General features: G+C 59.7%; 16 protein-coding genes. 8 read left to right on the top strand and 8 right to left on the bottom strand.

Annotated elements, in window-relative coordinates:
* Positions 1–341: 341 nt before the first annotated feature.
* The 3 genes from ACQK2L_RS08870 to ACQK2L_RS08860 all read right to left on the bottom strand — a co-directional run bounded on the left by ACQK2L_RS08870 (position 342) and on the right by ACQK2L_RS08860 (position 3,011).
* Positions 342–1,751, bottom strand: a complete 1,410-nt coding sequence (locus tag ACQK2L_RS08870) for a PQQ-binding-like beta-propeller repeat protein (protein ID WP_425396589.1) — start codon at positions 1,749–1,751, stop codon at positions 342–344.
* Between the two features lie 119 nt (positions 1,752–1,870).
* Positions 1,871–2,557 carry a hypothetical protein gene (locus tag ACQK2L_RS08865; RefSeq protein ID WP_425396588.1) on the bottom strand — a complete coding sequence of 229 codons (687 nt, stop codon included), beginning with the start codon at positions 2,555–2,557 and terminating at the stop codon, positions 1,871–1,873.
* A 61-nt stretch (positions 2,558–2,618) separates the two neighbouring features.
* Positions 2,619–3,011 (bottom strand): glyoxalase superfamily protein, encoded by a 393-nt coding sequence (locus ACQK2L_RS08860; protein WP_425396587.1) that lies wholly within the window; start codon positions 3,009–3,011, stop codon positions 2,619–2,621.
* Between the two features lie 277 nt (positions 3,012–3,288).
* Here ACQK2L_RS08860 and ACQK2L_RS08855 point away from each other — a divergent pair, with 277 nt between their 5' ends.
* From ACQK2L_RS08855 to ACQK2L_RS08845, 3 genes are all read left to right on the top strand, one after another.
* A complete protein-coding gene (locus ACQK2L_RS08855; RefSeq protein WP_425396586.1) occupies positions 3,289–4,269 on the top strand; it encodes a YybH family protein in 981 nt (326 codons plus the stop codon).
* Positions 4,248–5,042 (top strand): hypothetical protein, encoded by a 795-nt coding sequence (locus ACQK2L_RS08850; RefSeq protein ID WP_425396585.1) that lies wholly within the window; start codon positions 4,248–4,250, stop codon positions 5,040–5,042. The genes ACQK2L_RS08855 and ACQK2L_RS08850 overlap by 22 nt, the downstream gene beginning before the upstream one ends.
* A 100-nt stretch (positions 5,043–5,142) precedes the next feature.
* Positions 5,143–6,288, top strand: coding sequence for an aminotransferase class V-fold PLP-dependent enzyme (locus ACQK2L_RS08845; protein ID WP_425396584.1), 1,146 nt, complete (start codon positions 5,143–5,145; stop codon positions 6,286–6,288).
* Positions 6,289–6,349: 61 nt separating this feature from the next.
* Here ACQK2L_RS08845 and ACQK2L_RS08840 read toward each other — a convergent pair whose 3' ends face one another.
* The 5 genes from ACQK2L_RS08840 to ACQK2L_RS08820 form a co-directional block, all read right to left on the bottom strand.
* Complete coding sequence (locus tag ACQK2L_RS08840; protein WP_425396583.1) at positions 6,350–6,727, bottom strand: PEP-CTERM sorting domain-containing protein; 378 nt, start codon at positions 6,725–6,727, stop codon at positions 6,350–6,352.
* A 125-nt stretch (positions 6,728–6,852) separates the two neighbouring features.
* A complete protein-coding gene (locus ACQK2L_RS08835; RefSeq protein WP_425396582.1) occupies positions 6,853–7,713 on the bottom strand; it encodes a hypothetical protein in 861 nt (286 codons plus the stop codon).
* 139 nt (positions 7,714–7,852) lie between these two features.
* Complete coding sequence (locus ACQK2L_RS08830; protein WP_425396581.1) at positions 7,853–8,293, bottom strand: ankyrin repeat domain-containing protein; 441 nt, start codon at positions 8,291–8,293, stop codon at positions 7,853–7,855.
* A 63-nt stretch (positions 8,294–8,356) separates the two neighbouring features.
* A complete protein-coding gene (locus ACQK2L_RS08825; protein WP_425396580.1) occupies positions 8,357–8,725 on the bottom strand; it encodes a DUF2200 domain-containing protein in 369 nt (122 codons plus the stop codon).
* A 114-nt stretch (positions 8,726–8,839) separates the two neighbouring features.
* On the bottom strand, positions 8,840–9,397 hold the full coding sequence (locus ACQK2L_RS08820; RefSeq protein WP_425396579.1) for a hypothetical protein: 558 nt from the start codon (positions 9,395–9,397) through the stop codon (positions 8,840–8,842).
* Positions 9,398–10,107: 710 nt separating this feature from the next.
* On the opposite strand from ACQK2L_RS08820, the gene ACQK2L_RS08815 reads away from it, so the two are divergent.
* From ACQK2L_RS08815 to ACQK2L_RS08795, 5 genes are all read left to right on the top strand, one after another.
* Positions 10,108–13,149 (top strand): vitamin B12-dependent ribonucleotide reductase, encoded by a 3,042-nt coding sequence (locus ACQK2L_RS08815; RefSeq protein ID WP_425396578.1) that lies wholly within the window; start codon positions 10,108–10,110, stop codon positions 13,147–13,149.
* A gap of 589 nt (positions 13,150–13,738) precedes the next feature.
* The gene (locus tag ACQK2L_RS08810; RefSeq protein ID WP_425396577.1) at positions 13,739–14,560 is read left to right on the top strand and encodes a hypothetical protein; all 822 of its coding nucleotides are present in this window, start codon (positions 13,739–13,741) and stop codon (positions 14,558–14,560) included.
* A 441-nt stretch (positions 14,561–15,001) separates the two neighbouring features.
* Entirely contained in the window at positions 15,002–15,865 is an 864-nt protein-coding gene (locus tag ACQK2L_RS08805; protein ID WP_425396576.1) for a hypothetical protein, read from the top strand.
* Positions 15,866–16,320: 455 nt separating this feature from the next.
* Positions 16,321–17,754, top strand: a complete 1,434-nt coding sequence (locus tag ACQK2L_RS08800) for a pectate lyase (RefSeq protein ID WP_425396575.1) — start codon at positions 16,321–16,323, stop codon at positions 17,752–17,754.
* Between the two features lie 248 nt (positions 17,755–18,002).
* Entirely contained in the window at positions 18,003–20,225 is a 2,223-nt protein-coding gene (locus ACQK2L_RS08795; protein ID WP_425396574.1) for a GH92 family glycosyl hydrolase, read from the top strand.
* Positions 20,226–20,249 lie beyond the last annotated feature (24 nt).

Below are 20,249 nucleotides of genomic sequence, written 5' to 3'. Positions count from 1 at the left end.
GCACCAATCGCACCACTTCGCAGAACGTCGAGTACGAGGCTTATGTTCATGCTGGATAGCTTGTTGTTAGATAGGAATTCTCTGCATAAGCAGGTCGTAGTAAGGAGACTCCAGAATAAGCCCTTGGCCATGGTAGATCTAGCCAAGCTGTTACCAACGCAAGTCGGCATCGAACCTGCTGAGGTTGTCACAACCGATGAAAGGAACAGACCTTCCCAGCTCCCCGCGGTGCAGCTCACCCCGGCGAGATAGAACAGACCTGAAACCTATTTCGGCCACATCGTCCGACGCAGATTTCCTTCGGCTCATTCGCTGTCTCTCACGCTCTGGCATCCTAACCATCACTCGCCTGGCGGACTCACGACGGAATCGACGTGGTAGCTCCGATCGTTCTCGGGCTTCTGCTGAATGCCGTAGACGTGGTCCTTGGTGCGTATGACGAGAATGCCTTTCGAGATGGCGGGTGTCGCCAGGCAGATGTCGTTCATCTGATTCTTGGCGAGCAGTTCATACTCTGCGCCTGCTCGAACCACGTAGACGTCGCCTTCCTCGCTCGTGAAATAGAGTCGATCGGGAGCGGCAACCGGGGAAGCGGTGAATCCTCCTCCGCCGCCAAGTCGCTTGCGGTACAAGCGTTCTCCCGTTTGGGCATCGTAACAACTGAGAACCCCGTTGTTTCGGCAAGCGTAAAGATGGGGACCGTACACCAGCGGTGTTTGGAGATAGATTCCGTCCTTTGGGTTCGTCCAGGCGATATTCTCATTGGCAGCGTCGTCTTCTGCAGCACCGATGTCGCCGGTCCCGCCAGGTCGGATCGCGCGCAGCGGTCGGTTTCCACCATGAGCACTGCTCAGGTACACCAATCCATGCCCCGTGATGGGGGTCGGAACGGGGATGTCGCCCCCGTCGCCCAGTGACCACAGCTCACGCCCCGTTTGTGGATCATAACCGCATGTCTGCCGGTAGCCGTTAATCACGATTTCGGTGGATTGCGGCCCCTCGACAACTGCCGGCGTACCCCAGGTGGGAACGTCGTGGCGCTCCGTGCGCCAGCGCTCGCGGCCGCTACGAACATCGAACGCTGCCAGAAACGAACCCTCTTGCACGTCGGCCAGAACGATGGCCATGCCGCGATAGATGATCGGCGAACTGGCGTAGCCCCACTGTGCGTCGGGCGCCATATAGTAGCCGGAGTCTAGTGGTCCAAGGTCTTTTCTCCAGCATAACTTGCCGGACATATTCAAGCAGTAGAGTCCTTCCGAAGCCAGATTGACGATCACATGCCGTCCGTCCGTGGCGGGCGTCGCGTTGGCGTGCGACGACTTGGTGTGTCGCTTCATCGTGGGCGGACCAGAGTGTAGCACCCGTATCCAGCGGACTTTTCCAGTGCGGAGCGACAGGGAGTATACTTCCCAGGATTGCGATCCTTCGTCGTCGACTGGTTTTATGTCGCCGTACAGCCCGGTACGAAGGCTGGGGTCCAGCTGGTCGCCGACCGCCGTGACGATGATCACCTGGTCGCGGCAGATGATGGGCGAAGCGAGACCGAGTCCCGGGATCTCGGTCTTCCAGGCGATGTTCTCTCGCGCGGAGATGTCCCAACTCGTCGGCGGCGCGTCACCGCTGGCTACACCCGATGCGTTGGTGCCACGGAACTGCGGCCAGTCGTCCGACCCCAGCAGTTCGCAACGTGCGACATTCGAAATGGCGAACAGAACTATGAGGATCAAGAGTCGCATTACTTCCGGCATGTTCATTATTCGTGACGATCATCGACTGACGCTGTGGCCCAGACCTCCGTGGGTGGAACTGCACTACTATGATCGGGTGTAGCTTCGCTACGTGCAAGCTTTGGAGTTCGCTGTCGCGATCATCTCCTCAGATAAGCGTACAGCAGCCCACAGAGCAAGCCGATGACGGGCGGTATTGCAGCCACTGCCTCGACGGATAGGCCGAAGACTTTGTCGACGTCGGTGAGCTTCACCACGGCTATTCCGGCGAACACGCCCACAGAGAATCCGACGACTGGAGCCTCGTAGCTCGCGGCGGAAATCGATCTGCCCGCGCTGAACTGCTCCTCCCAGCCCTGGGATCGCAGGTACTTCATGGTTCTCGACCACGTGAGAATGCCCACGCTGATGAAGTATCTCTCGCCTCCGGCCTCGATGGAAAGTGGCGCTCCCCAATACCGAGAATTCAGCCCTGACACCGCGGTCTTGGGAAGCACGATGACGCGTGCCTCCGTTCGCTTAATGGGCCAACTTGGGTCGTCCGTGAGTTGCGGTGGAAGTTCGTTGTAGTCCAGTGTGGTGGGCTCGATGAGCTTGCTGATGAACTTTCCCAGCGAGTAGCCGCTAGGCCACCCGGACGATGCCAGCGTTTGCCCAAGTGCTTCGTACTCGGATCGGTCGATCACCAGGAAGAAGGCTTCGTCGCTGGCGATCACGGCGCCATGGTACTCTTTGAATGCGTTGCCGATACAGAATCTGCCGGCAATCTTCTTGTACTGCGGCATAATGCGTTGTCCCTGCACGATTCGAAGGTCGCGCCTATCCATTGGCACACGGAGTATAAATCTGCGATTGCCGGCAAGCAACGTTCTGGCCGCCGTGAGTTGCTCACTGCAACTGACATCCAATTCGAAAAGTATTGCCATCTGGGTCCTGAACGATCATCTCGCGCATTCCCCAGGAGCGGTCCTCTGGGGGTTCGACAATATCCGCCCCAGTCGTCTTGTACTCCTCTAAAATCTCTTGCAGCGCATCCAAGCTCGGCATGTTCAGACAAATCCACGAACCAGGATTCCCCTGTCCCTGCTGGCAAAGAAACACACTACATTCACCACGGCACACGCAGGCAAAAGTAGGGTGCTCCGGCTCGGCGAACGCATCTCCTTCCGACCACTTCCAGGACAACTCGAAACCAAGGACTTCCTGATAGTGCTTCAAGCTCGCGACTAGGTCCTTCACGCACAACACTGGAGTCAACCAGCAGAAACCAGGTTTGGCCATCGATTGATCTCCCGTAGGCTTTCACTAGCTGAATCGCAGTATCGGACACGAAGTATAGATCCGCGATAACGGCCAAGCAACGATCTGGCCGCCGCAAGTTGATTCTACCCGGGGCTGGTTTAGCCTCTGGATACTCCGGCGAAAGGAGTCGGCGACGGGCATAAACGCCTGTGAAAAGTGAATTGCCTTGACTGGGTAATTTTCGCTGTTTCTAATTTAAGAAGCGCCATGGAAGGTGGCCATCTGCCACTATAATCACCCAACTTTTCTACTTGATATGAAGCGCAACCTCTCCGGTGCACTGTTTGCATTCTTGGTAATGGCAGGAGCCTGCCTGCCCGCCACGCTTTTCGCGCAAGGCGTGTCGCCCAACGATGCGGAGTTGGCGGCAATTCGCGCTGCCGGCGACGCCTATGTCGTGGCCATGCAGCGGGGCGACGTGGAAGTCCTGCGAAGCATGTGGACGGAAGACGGCGACTACCTGGACGCCGCAGGCAACGCCCACAAGGCGCGAGACCTTTTCCAGCCTGAGCCCGAGCAACAGCCGGCTGCCAAAGAAGCGATTGAAGTGCCGGCGTGGGAGCGGTCGTTGCGACTTGTCACTCCTACGGTCGCCATCGAGGATGGCGTGCTCCGCAATGTGGAACATGCAAACGGGGGCGTCTACTCTCGAAGGTTCACCGCCATCTGGGTCAAGCGGGATGGAAAGTGGCTGCTGGACGGACTGCGTGAGGCCACGATGGAAGGCCCGGCCGTCAGGAGTCAATTGCGCGAGCTGGATTGGCTGATTGGCGAATGGGCCGGCAAGGCCGAAGAGGCGGAGATGCTGGTCTCCGCCCACTACTCCAAAGATGGCAACTACCTTGTGCGGTCGTGCTTGATCCGCGGCGCTGGTGGCGAAGTTCTGACGGCGACCGAACGCATCGGTTGGGATGCCGAAAAGCAAACCTTCAAGTCGCAGGCAATTGACTCCACCGGAAGTACCAGCGAATCCCTTTGGCGAGAAGCCAACGGCCAGTGGCTGGTCGAAACCTCCGTGCTCCTGCCCGATGGCCAGCGAGCTACCACGCAGACCAGTTATCAGCCGAACGGCTTGGACAGCTTCATTTGGAAGGTTTCCGAGTCGCAAGTTGGAACCGACAAGCTACCAGCCCGGCAGGTCGAATTTCGCCGCGCCCCAGAAGACACCCACCGAAGCATGTCCTCCAAACCGGAGTGTCGTGCAGGAGACTACCCATGCCAACTACTCGTACCGTGATGAATAGCGTTGTGGTGATCGCCACGGTGGTTGTGGCTTCGCAAGCCTCTCACGGGCAGGAGGGAAGCCCCAACGCAACGGAAAGTGCTACCCAGGCCAGCTCAGCGGAGGACGCAGCTCGTCGCGAGGTCTTGGAGAGCAAAGAGTGGGTAACGATGCGGAACGATTTTCAGAAGTGGCTCCGCATACAAAAGGCCTACTCGGCGGACGAGGTCACCGCAATCGTCAACCAATTGAACGATCGGGCGCTGCGACTCTCGGCCGACGAACTGCGAGAACTCCTCAGCGAGATGCAAGACCGCCTGGAAGTGCTGCTGAGCCCCGAGGCCGCCGATGCTCGCAAATGGGCCTCGCAATATCTGGCTGACCCACGAGCTTCCGAGACTCGTGCCGATCGACCCGATGTGATGACGATGTCGGCAGATGAGATTCGCAGTGAGCTGCAGGGCATTCAGCGACGGCAGAGTGCCCAACAGCAGTCGCAGGCCGATTTCGATCGCATCCGCGCTATGCAGGCGGAGGCTGCAATGGGAGTTCACGCAGCCAGGCGGCAAACGCAGCAGCAGATTACCGATAGTCGCTCGCGCGCCGCGATCAACGCCCAAGCCCGGAGTCCCTACGCACCGCGTGCACAGGATTTGCCCAACTTCACCGATTTCGACTCCGTATCCCGGGACCTCAATCGCAGGCCGTATCACGCCGTGACTCCGTGGGGAACACCTTTGCGCTGGAATCCACTGCGCGACGACGAATGGTACGAGTTCTGGTGGTAAACAGTGGTGCCGGGCTTCTGCCGCGCTGGTAGAATAAGGCGCCTCGGTACTACGTTTCCTTTGTCTCGGCGCAAGTCAGAGATGTCGCTGGAGCTACCCGATGTACCCGCGGCTTCGGATCGACATTACTTGGCGCGACCTCTGGCGAGCGGCCGCCTACGCCGTTTCGCCCCGCCCGGCGACGGTTGATCTGGGACCTGAAGCGCTCGCGACATTGTCCGTGCGATCGGGCTTCGACCTACTGCTCGGCGCGCTGGAGTTACCATCCGGCAGCGAAGTACTCTTGAGCGAAGTGACCGTACCCCACATGGCGCGGATTGTTCGCGAGCATGACCTCACTCCGGTGGCGGTCCCCGTCGATCCGCGCACGCTTTCGGTGAGCGCCCGCGACCTCGAGCGGCGAATAACACCGCGAACTCGCGTGATGGTCGCAGCTCACTTATACGGAACGCGGATGCCGCTGGAGGAGATCGGCGAGCTCTGCCGACAACGCGATGTGCTGCTGGTAGAAGACTGCGCCCAGGCGCTCACCATGTCGGAGCTCACCCGCCACCCGGCCGCCACGGTCGCCCTCTACAGCTTTGGGCCCATCAAAACGGCCACCGCGTGCGGTGGTGGGGTGGTACTGGTTGAAGACACCAAGATGCGGCAGCGAATGCAACAGATCTCAAGCGGCTGGCCACGCCAGTCGAGCCTGAGCTATCTGGCGCGGGTGCTGAAGATGGGCGGTCTGAAGCTGCTTTCCACGCGGCTGCTGTTCACACCCATGGTGTGGTGCATCCATCACACCGGGGGCGACGCCGATGCGTTCGTCGGTCACTCGGCGCGCGGCTTTTCCGACGCGGCGCTGTTCGAGCACCTCCGACAACAACCTTGCGCGGCGCTGAACCGGATGATGGCCCACCGCCTGGCGCACTTCGACTCCACGCACATCGCCGCGCGCACCGAGCGCGGCCGCCAGCTTGCCCAATCGCTCGACCAGGGTACGGACATTTACACGGCCGGCTGCGACAACTCCACGCATACCTACTGGGTGTTCCCGGTAGTCTCTTCGCACCCCAGCGAACTAGTGCAATCACTCCGCCAAGCAGGCTTCGACGCCTCGCAACACTCGGGCCTGGTGGTCGTGGAAAACGACTCCCCGGAACACTGGTTTCGAAAGACGGTATTCGTGCCGCACGATATTCAGGTGCCGGAAGAAAAGTTGGTGCGAATCGGGGAAGTCGTTCGGCAGGTTGATGGTTGACTTCTTGCAACGCAATACGCCATGTGACCCGTCGAGGATTTGTACGCCATCAGCCGGCGGCTCACGCCTGCTCGCACATAGCGTCGAACCGGCGGCGGCACCAGTAGATGGCTCCGCCCATGCTCGCTAGTAGCACTGTGGCCACGGTCGAAGGCTCCGGCACGGCGATCGACGTGGTTACGACGTCGTCACTCGAAGGCAGCGACTCGGCCGTGCCGGCGTGCAGATCGGATGGCAGCGCGTGGGGGTCGTGCGAGTCGACAAACGTGGGATCGACAGTCAGCAACGCCTGCCACTCGGCCGTGGCGTCGTCGGACTCGCTGGTGGGCAGCGCCAACGCCTGGGCGGGAAGCGCTGCGGTGAGAGCGATCACTGCCAGCAGCGTCAGTCCTGCTCCTTGGACGAATCGTCGAAGCTCGATAGCGTGAGTCCCGCACATGGGTCGTCTCCTCTGCTAAGTGGCCGCAGCCCGGCGGTTTCCTTCGCCCCGGGCGTGTGTACGTACAGCCAATCAACAAACGCCCGCGGCACCCGCCACGCGGGGGCGAAAAAAGCAAAAACCGCCTATTCCTCGCCCTCTGGCGGAGCGAGGGGAAGCTGCACAGGCGGAGCACCCGTCGATGGATAGGTCGCCGGCGGCTGGATGCTCTCGGGCGGCACTCCCAACTCGCCGTACGGAGAAGCCACCGCTACGCCGGCCGTGTCTGACGGGTGTGGCGGGGGTGGGAAACGGTAGGGTGTGAAACGGTGGTGAAACTCGGGATCGGGATAGGTGCTGAACTGCTGGTACTGGTCGCCGAACCAGGAGAAACCAATGCTGAAGAACAAGAAATCCTCGCTGCGGTCCTGATTGGTGAACCAGTAGCTGGCCGAAGCAGTGATGCGGCGGCGGTGGTCGATCCAGAAATGCGCGCCGACTTCGGGAAACGCAGCCACCACGAACTCGTGCTTGGTGTCTAGTATGATCTTGGTAACGAGACTGTCGTCTTCGTCGGAGAGCAGCGTCTCCCGCTGATCGCCACCGGCCCAGCCGCAGTAGGCGCCCACGCCAGCGAACGGCGCCAAACGGCTGGGCACCTGCGCCCTCAGGCTGGTCAGGGCGCCGAGGGAAACGGGCCGCTTCCCTTCCTCGTGTATCAAGCCAGAAAGACCGATGCGCTGTTCGAGCCACGGCTCGGAGTACGCAAAGCCACCAATATCGAAGCCGCCGGCAAACGGTTCGTCACGGCCGGCAAACGTCACGTACGCACCACGTTTTCCAGCCACATGCCGCGCGTCGATGGCCTGCTTCACGGTCTTCACCGGGTCGTCGGTATGCTCGGGGTACTTCAGCCGATAATCGGCATCGCGCTTTGCCCACCGCGAACCACGGCAGCCACTAAGCACCACCAACATGGCGAGCAAAATGAGAAGCACCAGGCGCATACTTGGAACATGAAGAGTTAGGAGAAAAGGCGCGGGAGTCTACAAACACCCGCAGCTTGCCGCCAGAGCGGACGGCAAGATAGCAGCGATAGCAAGGTCGCTCTCCAGTGGAGCATCCGCCGTGCTTGCGAATCCCTGTCTACTCAGGTTCTCGCGGTGGTTTGTCCTTGTTGGCCGCCGCCTCCAGAAGTTTGACGAGCTTCTCGTTGTGGTAGTCTCGCGCTACCTTAAGGCCAGCCAGAGGATTCGCGCCCTTTTCAAGTAGAAACTGGATGATTTCAATCGGTTCATCCCCTGGCGATCCACCGGTCTGACGAGTGCCATCGATGGCGATGTCGACAGCATGAGCGAGGGGTGGGAAGTCGCTGGATGCTTCGTGAATATCTGCACCCCGTGAAATGAGCAACTCCACACATTCAAACTGCTCATTTTCGATTGCAGCATGCAGAGGGGTCCAGTTGCGCCCTGCGGCGTTGATCGATGCTCCAGCATCTAGCAGTTCGGTGACGCGCTCGGTATCACCGTCAAAAGCAGCCTGTGCGAGTTCATCGGAAACGGGCATAGTTTGATAAGGCCTCATATCGCATTCGATCAGGATCCTTCGCTCAATTGAGACCTGTTCAACAACGACGAAAGAGAAACCTCACTCACTCCGCAATATCTTCTCCATCTTTTTCCCCTTAGCCAACTCGTCGACGAGCTTGTCGAGATACCTGGTTTGTTGAATCAGCGGATCTTCAAGTTCTTCGACTCGGTAACCGCAAATCACGCCCGTGATCAGGTGGGCGTTGGGATGGAGTTTGGCTTTTTTGAAGAACTCCTCGAACGTCACTTCGTTCTTGATAATTGCTTTCAGCTTCTTCGTATCGTAGCCAGTAAGCCACTTTATCACTTCGTGCAGTTCCTTGACGGTTTTGCCCTTCTTCTCGACCTTCGCAACGTAGTGAGGGTAGACCGACGCAAAGGTCATCTTGGCGATGCGCTCGGCGGTGCCGGGGGGTGGTTTTTTCATGCTACGTGTTGGTTTCAGTTTGGGCCCAGCCCGCCGGCTCGGTTTTGTGTTATCCGTCGTTGTGCGGTTCGTTACGTATTGTTTTCAGATCTCGCAGAAGTCGCCACTCCAGTTCTATTGGCTGCCACTCTGCCGCTGCATTTCGGCCTCAAAGTATCGGTCAGTCACACCGCCTTCACAAGGCAATGCCTCTTCCCAGCCGTAGATGATCGCCTTTTCACCAACGAAATCGTAGTAACCTCCGTCAAGACATCCCAGCATGCATTCGTCAGCCTCAAAGACAGCGGTTAGAATCATCCGAAGTTCGTCAGGTGATGCCGCCAAGTGGACCGCGTTGTGAGTCTGCTTCTTGTTCAACTCTTCTTGAACGCTCTGAACAGGCTTGCCAGCCTTCAGCGATTCTAACAACTCGGCAACCAACTCTCGGACTTTATTGTTTCGCTGCGAGATCTTGCGGCGCCGGTAGGAGTTGACGGGCTCATTCAGCGGAACATACTCGCGGCCAAGATCTGGATCGACATGAGAACCGCTGACCACATAGTGATAGACAGGTGTTGAATCAAAGTTCAGGCCGCCAAAATCCTCGTTGTGCTCGAAGTCACTGCGGACGTGCTCGAGAATCGTCTCAACTTCGGATTCGGCTGCTGCCTTGGTTGACTGTTGCGGTGACATGGTCAATTGAAATGGTCAGGAGCCCCCTCAACCTCGTCTTCGATTGGCTACAATTATCCACGTCCCTGCAACGCCCGGCTACAATCGGCGGCCGCGGAATCACGAACTTACCGGTTAGGTTTGGGCGGGCGAGGAAGACCTGGCAAAATGTGTCGAGCGGTTTGGGCCGCGCGGGGCAACTTCCTTCGGAAAACTTTTCCCGGAGCAGCGCGGGCCCGCAATCAAGTGTCTATTTACCTAAGTCCTTTACAGAAAGCATGTTAAGTCCTTCACACTAGCTTCATGCTAGCTTCGCTATCACTTCACACGTCGCCACAACCTGTTGTGTGCTAGCGACTTAGGGAATACAAAGAATTGGATTGACGACCGACGGCCAGCGCGTATGATTTTGCCTTCAGCCACCCAAATGTTGTAGCGAATTGGGCATCAGATACAATATATTGGGTCGATGATACTGCAGACCTCGGTAAGTACCGGGATTTGAGGCTTTACCACCAAGATGTAGTGGGGCCTCGCAATAAGTCGTGACGGAGTCTGGTGTTAAGCCAGGTAACCTCCAGATCGGCGGCCTCGTTTGCCGATGACTCGGCTGCGGGTGGTGTGTACAAATGTACCGTGCGAATCTATATTGGCACTTTGCATGTGGACGCTCCCCCCAACGGACATGGATGCCCCGTTTTTCTCGCTTTGCAGAATAGGAGATTCTCTCAATGGCTATAGATACCGGTTTGTCGTCACCCGCCTCCTCGTCCGCTCCCAAGCCCGGCGAAAAGAAATTTCACGGCAGGTTGAAGGTCGATACCACCTTCTGCCCCGACAACGTGGACGACGTGTTCGACACGGTAAATTGGGAGGTTCGCACATCGCAGATCAAAGGCGAGAACGGCGAAGTCCTGTTCGAGCAGGACAACTGCGAAGTCCCCAGCTTCTGGAGTCAGCTGGCAACCAACGTTATCTGCAGCAAATACTTCTACGGCGAGATCGGCACCGAGGAGCGCGAGTACAGCGTCCGCCAACTGGTGCACCGCGTGACGCGGACCATCACCGACTGGGGCCTGGAAGACGGCTACTTTGCTTCGGCGGCCGACGGCGAGCGGTTCTATCGCGATCTGTCGTGGCTCTGCCTGCACCAGCATGGGGCGTTCAACTCGCCAGTGTGGTTCAACGTCGGCCTGTACCACCAGTACGGCGTGCGTGGCGACAAGTGCAACTGGCGTTGGGATCCGCAGACGCAGGACGTCGTGCAGCCCGAGAATCCCTACGAGTACCCCCAAGGCTCCGCCTGCTTTATTCAGCACGTTTCGGACAACATGGAAGACATCATGCGACTCGCGACCAGCGAGGCCATGCTGTTCAAGTTCGGTTCCGGCACCGGCACCGACCTCTCCACGTTGCGTAGCAAGCGCGAGAAGCTCTCCGGCGGCGGCATCCCCTCCGGCCCGCTCTCCTTCATGCGGGTGTACGACCAGATTGCTGCAGTGGTAAAGAGCGGCGGCAAGACTCGCCGCGCGGCCAAGATGCAGTCGATCAAGGTCTGGCACCCGGACGTGATGGAGTTCATCGAGTGCAAGTGGAACGAAGAAAAGAAGGCGCAAACGCTGATCGCCAGCGGTAAGTACGAAGCCAACTTCAACGGCGAAGCGTACAGCTCGGTGATGTTCCAGAACGCCAACCTGTCGATCCGCGTTACCGACGACTTCATGCAAGCCGTGGAGAACGACGAGAAGTGGACCACCCGCTGGGTGACTGACAACACCACCGAGGGCCCGACCTACCAGGCTCGCGAGGTGCTCGATCGGATGGCCGATTGTGCGTGGCACTGCGGCGATCCCGGCGTGCAGTACGACACCACCATCAACAACTGGCACACCTGCCCCAACAGTGGACGGATCAACGCTTCGAACCCGTGCAGCGAGTACATGTTCCTCGACGACACGGCCTGCAACCTGGCGAGCATCAACCTGATGAAGTTCCGCCAGAAGGATGGCACGTTCGACAGCGACCGCTTCATGGCGGCTTGCCGGTTGTACTTCATCGCTCAGGAGATTCTGGTCGACCACGCCAGCTATCCCACGGCGAACATCGCTCGCAACAGCCACCTGTTCCGCCCGCTGGGTCTGGGCTACTCAAACCTCGGCAGCCTGCTGATGGCGGCCGGCAAGGGTTATGACTCGGACGAAGGCCGCGGCGTGTGCGGTGCGATCACCGCCATGTTGCACGGAGCGGCCAACCTCACCAGCGCCGAGCTGGCCGAGGCGGTGGGCACGTTCGACTGCTACGAGGAGAACGCCCAACCGATGAATCGCGTGATGCAGATGCACCGCGACCAGGTCGAGAACATCGACGCGGCCTGCCCCGACTACCTGGTCGGCGCGGCTCGCACGGTGTGGGACGACGTGCTGGCCGCCGGCGCGGTGCACGGCTTCCGCAACGCCCAGGCCACGGTGCTTGCTCCCACCGGCACCATCAGCTTCATGATGGATTGCGACACCACCGGCATCGAGCCGGACATCGCGCTGGTGAAGTACAAGCAGCTTGCCGGCGGCGGCATGCTGAAGATCGTCAACCGCACGGTGCCGCTCGCTCTGGAAACGCTGGGTTACAGCCAGCCACAGATCGAGTCGATCCTGGCGCACATCGATCGCGAGGACACCATCGAAGGTGCGGTCGACCTGGAAGAAGAGCACCTGCCGATCTTCGACTGTGCGTTCACCCCGTCGGGCGGTACGCGGAGCATTCCGTGGAAGGCCCACGTCACGATGATGGCCGCCGCGCAGCCGTTCCTCTCCGGAGCGATCAGCAAGACGGTCAACATGCCGCGTGACACCACGCCCGAGGAAATCGCCGAGGCGTACTACGACGGTTGGAAGCTTGGTCTTAAGGCCCTCGCGATCTACCGCGATGGTTCGAAGGACAGCCAGCCGCTCAACACCAAGCGGGACCAGAAGGCCAAGGACGAGGCCGCCATCGGCAAGCCCCGCCGCGAACGCCTGCCCGACACTCGCGACAGCAAGACGCACAAGTTCAGCGTCGCTGGCCACGAGGGCTACATCACCGTCGGCATGTTCCCCGACGGCCGCCCGGGCGAGTTGTTCATCACCATGGCCAAAGAGGGCTCCACGATCGGTGGCTTGATGGACGCGTTCGGCACCAGCGTGTCGATGAGCTTGCAGTACGGCGTGCCGCTGGAAGACTACGTGCGAAAGTTCTCGCACATGCGATTCGAGCCGCAGGGTTACACCAAGAACCCCGACATCCGCATCGCCAAGAGTTTGATCGACTACATCTTCCGTTGGCTCGGCAATGAATTCCTGCCTGGATACAGGGAAGCCACAAGTGGCTCCGCGCCGGGTGACAACGACGCGGGCGGGAAGCTTGCCGGGCCCAGCGGTAAGGAGGACGGTCTCACCGAGATCAAGCCCGTCGCCAAGAAGGCCGATGGGCTGAGCGGGGGCACTGAAGCCCAAGCCGCCGACACTGCCACCAAGGCCCCCGGCGAGACCAACGGTCATGCCAATGGTCACACCGGCGGCAACGGCTCGGCACAAGCGATGGCCGAATTGAGCGCCAAACTGCTCGAACGAGCCGGCGCGGTGATGTCCGACGAGCCAGAGGCTCACCACAACCGCAGCGAACAGTTCGCCGGCTTCCAGGCCGACGCCCCCGCTTGCGAAAACTGTGGCAGCATCACAGTCCGCAACGGCAACTGCTACCTGTGCCACAACTGTGGCAACAGCATGGGATGCAGCTGAGAGGCGAGAGGCTAGAGGCCGGTGGCAAGGCAGGGAACGAATCGATACGATGCCGTTTAAGCTGAGCCCCGACCTCTGAATCCCGACCCCTCAACCACACGGGCTGCTGGTAACAGGATGTGTGGGGCACCACGGACGCCCGCCAGCAGCCATTTACAACTCAACCGATGCCCCCCAAACGCATCGCCCGAAAGTCGCACCGGAGGTGACATGAGGGCGATGCGTTTCTTTTATTTGGCAAACGGTTTCGGAACAGCGGAGTAGCCAGTCACGACCGCTCGTCGCGCCGGAGGGTTGCCCGCGAATCACGCGAATGGCGCGAAAGGCCGTTGATCCAAGGGTGCCCCGAAGAGGCCTAACATGCCAGCCTGGGGCAAGCAGCGAGGAACGAGCAAGCGCCGCCCCAGGTTTTGTGTTCAGTACGTTCATCGGCCGAGCGAGCGATGCACCATTGGCCGGAGCGTTGATGCGGCCGGAAGTGAACCGGGGTTGGACGTCTCTTATCCGATTGGTTGCAGGTCGCGGACCGCGTGGCGGTCCGGCTATGATGGAAGCAAGGACTCGCCTTGCAGCTTCGCTTGAATCTCTGATGAGTAAAGACACAGCCCAACGCCGACTCGACAATGCCTTGGAGGAACTGAGCCGCGTGTTCCGCAACTATCGTGGCACCGCGCACTGGGGTGACATGACCGACTCGAGCGTGACAATCAAGCACAGCGTGTGGGAGCTTTCAGAGGAAGAGTTCAAGGACTTTGGTTGGCACTCGGTCTGTGGTCCGCCGGGCGAGTTGAAGCAAGCCGTGCAGTACTTTTTGCCTCGGGTAGCGCGCAACCACTCTTCAACCGATTTAATGAATCGACAAACTGTGGGCGTCTGGTTTCAGGAGTTGTTCGTAAAGCTGCTCAATGACGTGGAGTGGCAACAGTGGGACGCGGAAGAAGTGGCCACGGTTCGCGAATGGATATTTGCCCGCATCCAAAACGATGCCTGCCATGACAGTTGGTGGGTTTGCGATGACGCAACCCAGTTCGCGGCGTTTGTGGGTTGTGACCTGAACGACTTCTTCGACGACTTTCGCAATTCCCATCCCACCACGTGTATCTTATGGTTGGCGTCGGAAATCGGGCGGCACTGGGACACGGCACTTAAAAGCGGCTGGCCCCGAGAATGGCAGAAGAACTACGGCATCCCCACGCCCTCAAGGGTCGCCGAACAGTTTCTACTGCTGCTACTTCGCAAGTCGTCGCGCGAACTATTGGAGCAGGTGTTCTTGGAAGATGTACTGAGCGACGAACATCAATCGCTCGTCTCCAGCGCATTGGAACATGCCAACCAATGCATCGAGTTCGGCCACGTGTGGCCGGATGCTCCGCTGGGTCGCGTGCTGGCGAGTGCCGAGCTAGATCACTGAACGGAGGCAACCCGTGGCCGCATTGCGGTCTCGGTCGTACTCCGACAAATGGTGAATCTGCTCCTCGACCGCCGGAGGGAGAACTCTCATATCACCCCGCCGTAAACGGCGGGGCTAACAGCGCATGATGGTTGAGTCCACTATTGTTGCATCGTGTCCATCGGGCTCGTGCAACCCACTCTATTCGTGACTCTTCGCATGGATTCGCGGCCTATGGTTTGCGCGAACGTACGACTCGGCTTGGTGGTGATACCCCAAAGTTGACACAACGCCCGGTAGCATCTAGGCTGAAAACAGTAATCACCTGAGTACCACCTAGAGAACAGCTAATCCCTCAAAAACCGCCATCGAACTCCTGGCACTGCCTTCGTGGGCCGTGAATGGGTTTGGTGGCGGTTTTTTTGTTTGCACAATCGACTTCTTGAATTGATCTCGACACCCATGATTCACATTCGTTGCCTGCAGGTCTTGATTCTCGCCATACTGGCCGTCCTTCCACATATGTCCGCGGCCAACGCGGCGGGGCGGCTCTTTACGCTCACCTGGGATGGAGTCGCTCAATCCCTGGCGGAGATCGATGTGGCGACCGGTGAAGCGACTATCATCGGCGGACCCTACAACGATGGCTTTGTGGGTCTCACGGCCGATCCTGTCGCGGGCACTTTGATTGCCTACGGTCTGGGAACCGGCAGGCTGATGGAGTTCGATCCCGACACTCACGTGGAAACGCAGATCGGCACGCTGCCAGCCTTGCATGTTGCTGGCGTCAACAACATGGCCTACGACCCAGCGCGACGTGCAATCCTCGTGGAGAATATAGGTTCCATCGTCACCTTCGACCGCGACACACAGGAGGTATTGGCCATTTCGCCAACCGAAGTCGATGGTGTGCACATCGACATTGGGCTACACAGCCTGGCGTTTGATTCCACGTCCCACACTCTCTATGCTTGGAATCATCTGGGGCTCTTGGCGTTTGACCCGGCAACTGGAATTGGCACGTCGATCGTCGACCGTGTTCCCGGCATCGGCAGCGGGCTTGCCTTCGACGCAACGTCCGGATTGCTCTATACCATTGATGGAACTGACAACATGTTGGTCTCCATCGATCCGGTCACGGGCGCGATCAACCAAGTCTCCCCTCTTGATCTTCCCCAAACTAGCGGCATGGCCTTTCTGCCAATCCCCGAGCCATCCGCTGCTGTGCCGCTAGCGATTGCGGTGGTCGCCGCGCTGCCGTTCTACTTGAGGCAACTTCACCGCAATTCAACTCCGGGCGCTGATGCTTCCGGGCTCGCCGGATAGTTTTCGGAATACGAATGAGCGCCAATCTCCACTGATCATGAGCGCGGATTAGTTCGCGGGCACACCTCCGCCGCGAATGTCGGCGATACACGAAATGGTGCGTGTAAAAGAATCGCGGTTGAAATCGTGCAGTGGTGTGATCCAATGGGTTTGGACAACGTTGTGCAACGTCGGAAATGGCCGTGAGAAGTACGATCCCACTTTGGGGACACCGACGTTCGGCTCGCTGAACCCACCTTGAGCTTTGGGCCGGCCGGCTGGGTTTTGGGCCAACTAGTGAAACATGCGGGGAACAACGCGGAGCGTTTGGTCCCACCGTGTGCGTTTTTGATCGAGAAAACAAGGGGTTTTACTACTCGGGTGGGACCAAAACTCGAAGGGTTTTGGGCCAATGAATCGTAATTCCCCATAACTGGGGCAAAACCCGTTTTGGGCCCATGGGTAAACTGGAACCGATGAACTCCTCCCAAGCCGCCATCGCCGCCGTACTGCTGTTCGCGTGCGTCCCCGTCCACGCCGACGACCAAGCGTTTCGCGAAGAGGTTACCGCAGCCATGAAGCGGGCCGCGGACTTCTATCGCCACGAGGTCGCGTCGCATGGTGGGTACGTTTACTTTTACTCGCTCGATCTCGAGCAGCGGTGGGGTGAAGGAGTCGCCACGAAGGATCAAATCTGGGTCCAACCACCGGGCACGCCGACCGTGGGGTTGGCGTTTGTGGAAGCTTACAAGGCAACCGGCGACGCCGACTACCTGGACGCGGCCACCGCAGCGGCCGAGACGCTCGTATATGGACATTTGAAGTCGGGCGGGTGGACCAACTGCATCGACTTTGATCCGCAAGGTGAGCGTTCGGCCGACTATCTGAATGGAAAGGGGCGCGGCAAGAACTATTCGTCGCTCGACGATGGACAGACGCAGTCGGCCCTTCGGCTGCTTATCGCGGTCGACGAGGCGCACGAGTTTAAGCACGCAGCGATCCATCAATCGGCGACCATCGCTCTGGACGCCCTGTTGGCCGCGCAGTTCCCCAACGGGGCGTTTCCTCAAGTGTGGGAAGGACCGGTCGAGCCGCAGCCGATCCTGCCGGCGAGCTACCCCGACTACGATTGGCGCACCGAGGGCCGCATCAAAGAGTACTGGAACATGTACACGCTGAACGACAACGTGTGCGGGTACGTCGCCCAGGCGCTCGTCGACGCGCATCGGGTGTATGGCGACGAGCGTTATCTCGACGCGCTCCGCAAACTGGGCGACTTTCTAGTTCTTGCCCAGATGCCCAACCCTCAACCCGGTTGGGCGCAGCAGTACAACTACCAGATGCAACCGATCTGGGCCCGCAAGTTCGAGCCTGCAGCAATCGCAAGTGACGAGTCGCAGGAAACGATTGCTACGCTTTGCTTAATCGCCGAAATGACGGGTGACCAGAAGTACCTGCAGCCAATCCCCAAGGCGCTTGCGTATCTCGAGCAATCGCTACTGCCCGACGGTCGTCTTGCGCGGTACTACGAACTGCAAACCAATCGCCCGCTCTACATGACGCGTCGAGGCAGGGCGTACGAGTTGACCTACAGCGATACGAACCTGCCAGATCACTACGGCTGGAAAGTCGAGTCGCAGTTGGCGGAACTGAAGCAGCGTTACAATTCCGTGCGCCGCGGCGACAAAGCCAAGCCCGAGCTCGTCGCACGCGAAACGGTCCAGCAGATCATCGACGACCTCGACGACAAAGGGCGGTGGGTAAGCACTTACGACGGACAGCCGCTCGTCGGCCAGGCGAAGATGACGCGAGGCGACAAGTACCTGTCGAGCGAGCAGTTCAGCCGCAACCTCACAGCCATGAGCAAGTTGCTGCAGCGCCCGGTGATTCGCCCGCCACGGCGGCGGTGAGGCAACCCCGAGGTAGCCCACAACCGCGGTAATTCTGTGCGGATTGGCCCACCCTGGGCGCCGTTCGGCCGCTCGAGGCTTGACGGGCGCGGTTGCAAAAAACATACTCGATTTTGCGTGCCAAGGTTTCTCCAGACGACTGCCCAAGTTTACGGGCCTCGGCGCCGCAACTGCCCCTTGCTTGCGCAAGCGTATGCGCAGTTGCGAATCGTTAGTCGTCCGTGTTCTTCCACTAAGTGACCTTGGCCATGAATACCTCTCTACGTCTATGCATCACGCTGCTTGCGCTGGCAAGCTGCTTCACCCGACCCGCCGCTGCCGCAACCGACTACGCCAAACTGGCGAGTCCGCTGATCGGCACCGACTCGGAGTTCAAGTTCTCCAACGGCAACATCTACCCGGCCGTGGCCGCGCCGTTTGGTATGACGTTCTGGACGCCGCGCACCGGGGACGAAACCGGCTGGATCTATCAGTACAGCAAGAACGAGTTGCGAGGCTTCCACGCGACGCATCAGCCGAGTCCCTGGATGGGCGACTACGGCAACTTTGGCATCATGCCTTTCGTCGATGGCCCGACCGGCGGACCGCTGCCGGTTTCGAAGTTCTCGCACGACACGGAGGAGTCGAAGGCCTACTACTATGGAGTGACGCTCGAGGACACCGACATCCGCGCGGAGATGACCGCCACGACACGATGCAGTGCGATGCGTTTCACCTACCCGGAGGGCGCGAACGCCTGGGTGCACTTCGACACCTACGGCGTGGGCGACTTTGAAGTCGACGAGGACGAGGGCTTGATCCGCGCCGTCGGTCGATTCAATCGCGGCGGCGTGGCTGGCGACTTTGGTTGCCGGTTCGTGGCCAAGTTCGATTGCAAGATCACCGAGGTCGAACGCTCGGGCGACCGCCACTGGATCGCCGTGAAGCTCGACCTGGCGGGCAAGACGACCGCCAATCTCGCGGTCGGCACTTCGTTCATCAGTCACGATCAGGCGCAGGTGAACCTCGACCGCGAAATCGGCGAGAAGTCGTTCGATCAGGTCGTCGAGGACGCCAAAGCCGAGTGGAACAAGCGGCTGTCGGTCATCGAGATCGAAGGCGCTACCGACGAACAGATGGTCACGTTCTATTCGAACCTGTACCGCGCACTGCTGTTCCCCCGCATCTTCCACGAGTTCAACGCCGATGGCGAGATGGTGCACTACAGTCCGTACTCGGGCAAGGTCGAGCCGGGCGAGATGTACGCCGACAACGGTTTTTGGGATACGTTCCGCGCGGTCTATCCGCTGTTGAGCGTGGTGGATCCTGAGATCAACGCCTCGATGGTTCGCGGCTGGATTAACGCCTACAAGGAGGGCGGCTGGTTCCCCAAATGGGCCAGCCCCGGCTACCGCGACTGCATGATCGGCACGCACGTTGAGAGCGTGATCGCCGACGCACTGTGCAAAGGCATCACCGACTTCGATCTGCAAACGGCCGCCGAAGCGTCGATCAAAGATGCCACCGCGTTCAGCGACAACGGTGCATACGGCCGCAAGGGTCTGCGGGAGTACATCAACCTGGGCTACGTCGCCAGCGATCGCACCGGCGAGGCCACCGCGCGGACGTTGGAGTTCGCCTACGACGATTGGTGCGCCGCCCAGGTGTGCAAGGCAGCCGGCCGCGACGATGTGGTGCCGATGCTGCTAGAGCGGGCGCAGAACTACCGCAACGTGTTCGATCCTGAGGTCGGCATGATGCGCGGCCGCGAGGCTGATGGCCAATGGCGGCCGAACTTCAAGGCCGACGAGTGGGGCGGCCCGTTCACCGAGGGCAGCTCGTGGCATTACAGTTGGAGCGTGCTGCACGACGTGCCTGGCTTGATCGACCTAATGGGCGGCGATCAGGCGTTCGTCGATAAACTCGACGAGATGCTGGCTGCCGAACCCACGTTCGGCGTTGGGCACTACGGCGGTGTGATTCACGAGATGACCGAGATGGTCGCATGCAAGATGGGCCAGTACGCCCACGGCAACCAGCCGGTGCATCACGTGCTGTACCTGTATAACTTCGGCGGCCAGCCGTGGAAGACCGCCGCGCCAGTCCGTCAGGTAGTCGACACGCTGTACGGCGCGGGGCCCGACGGGTACTGCGGCGACGAAGACAACGGCCAGATGTCGGCCTGGTACCTGTTCAGTACGCTGGGCTTCTACCCCGTGTGCCCCGGCAAGCCTGGCTACGTGCTCGGCAGCCCCCGCTTCGCCAAGGCAACGATCCACCTGCAAAACGGTAAGGACTTCGTGATTGAAGCTAATGGCAACTCCGATGAAGCGATTCATATCCAAAGCATGAAGCTCAATGGCAAGCCACTCACCCGCTCGTGGATTTCGCACGACGAGATCGCCTCGGGCGGCGTGCTTGAGCTCGAAATGAGCACCACGCCGAACACCGAGTGGGCCACCGAACCGGCCGACCGCCCGTTCGGCGAGTGAGCTGAGTTGCTATCGCTACCTCTT

Source organism: Aeoliella sp. (genome assembly GCF_965227375.1).
Taxonomy (GTDB): Bacteria; Planctomycetota; Planctomycetia; order Pirellulales; family Lacipirellulaceae; genus Aeoliella.
This window is presented reverse-complemented; position numbering and strand designations above follow the sequence as displayed.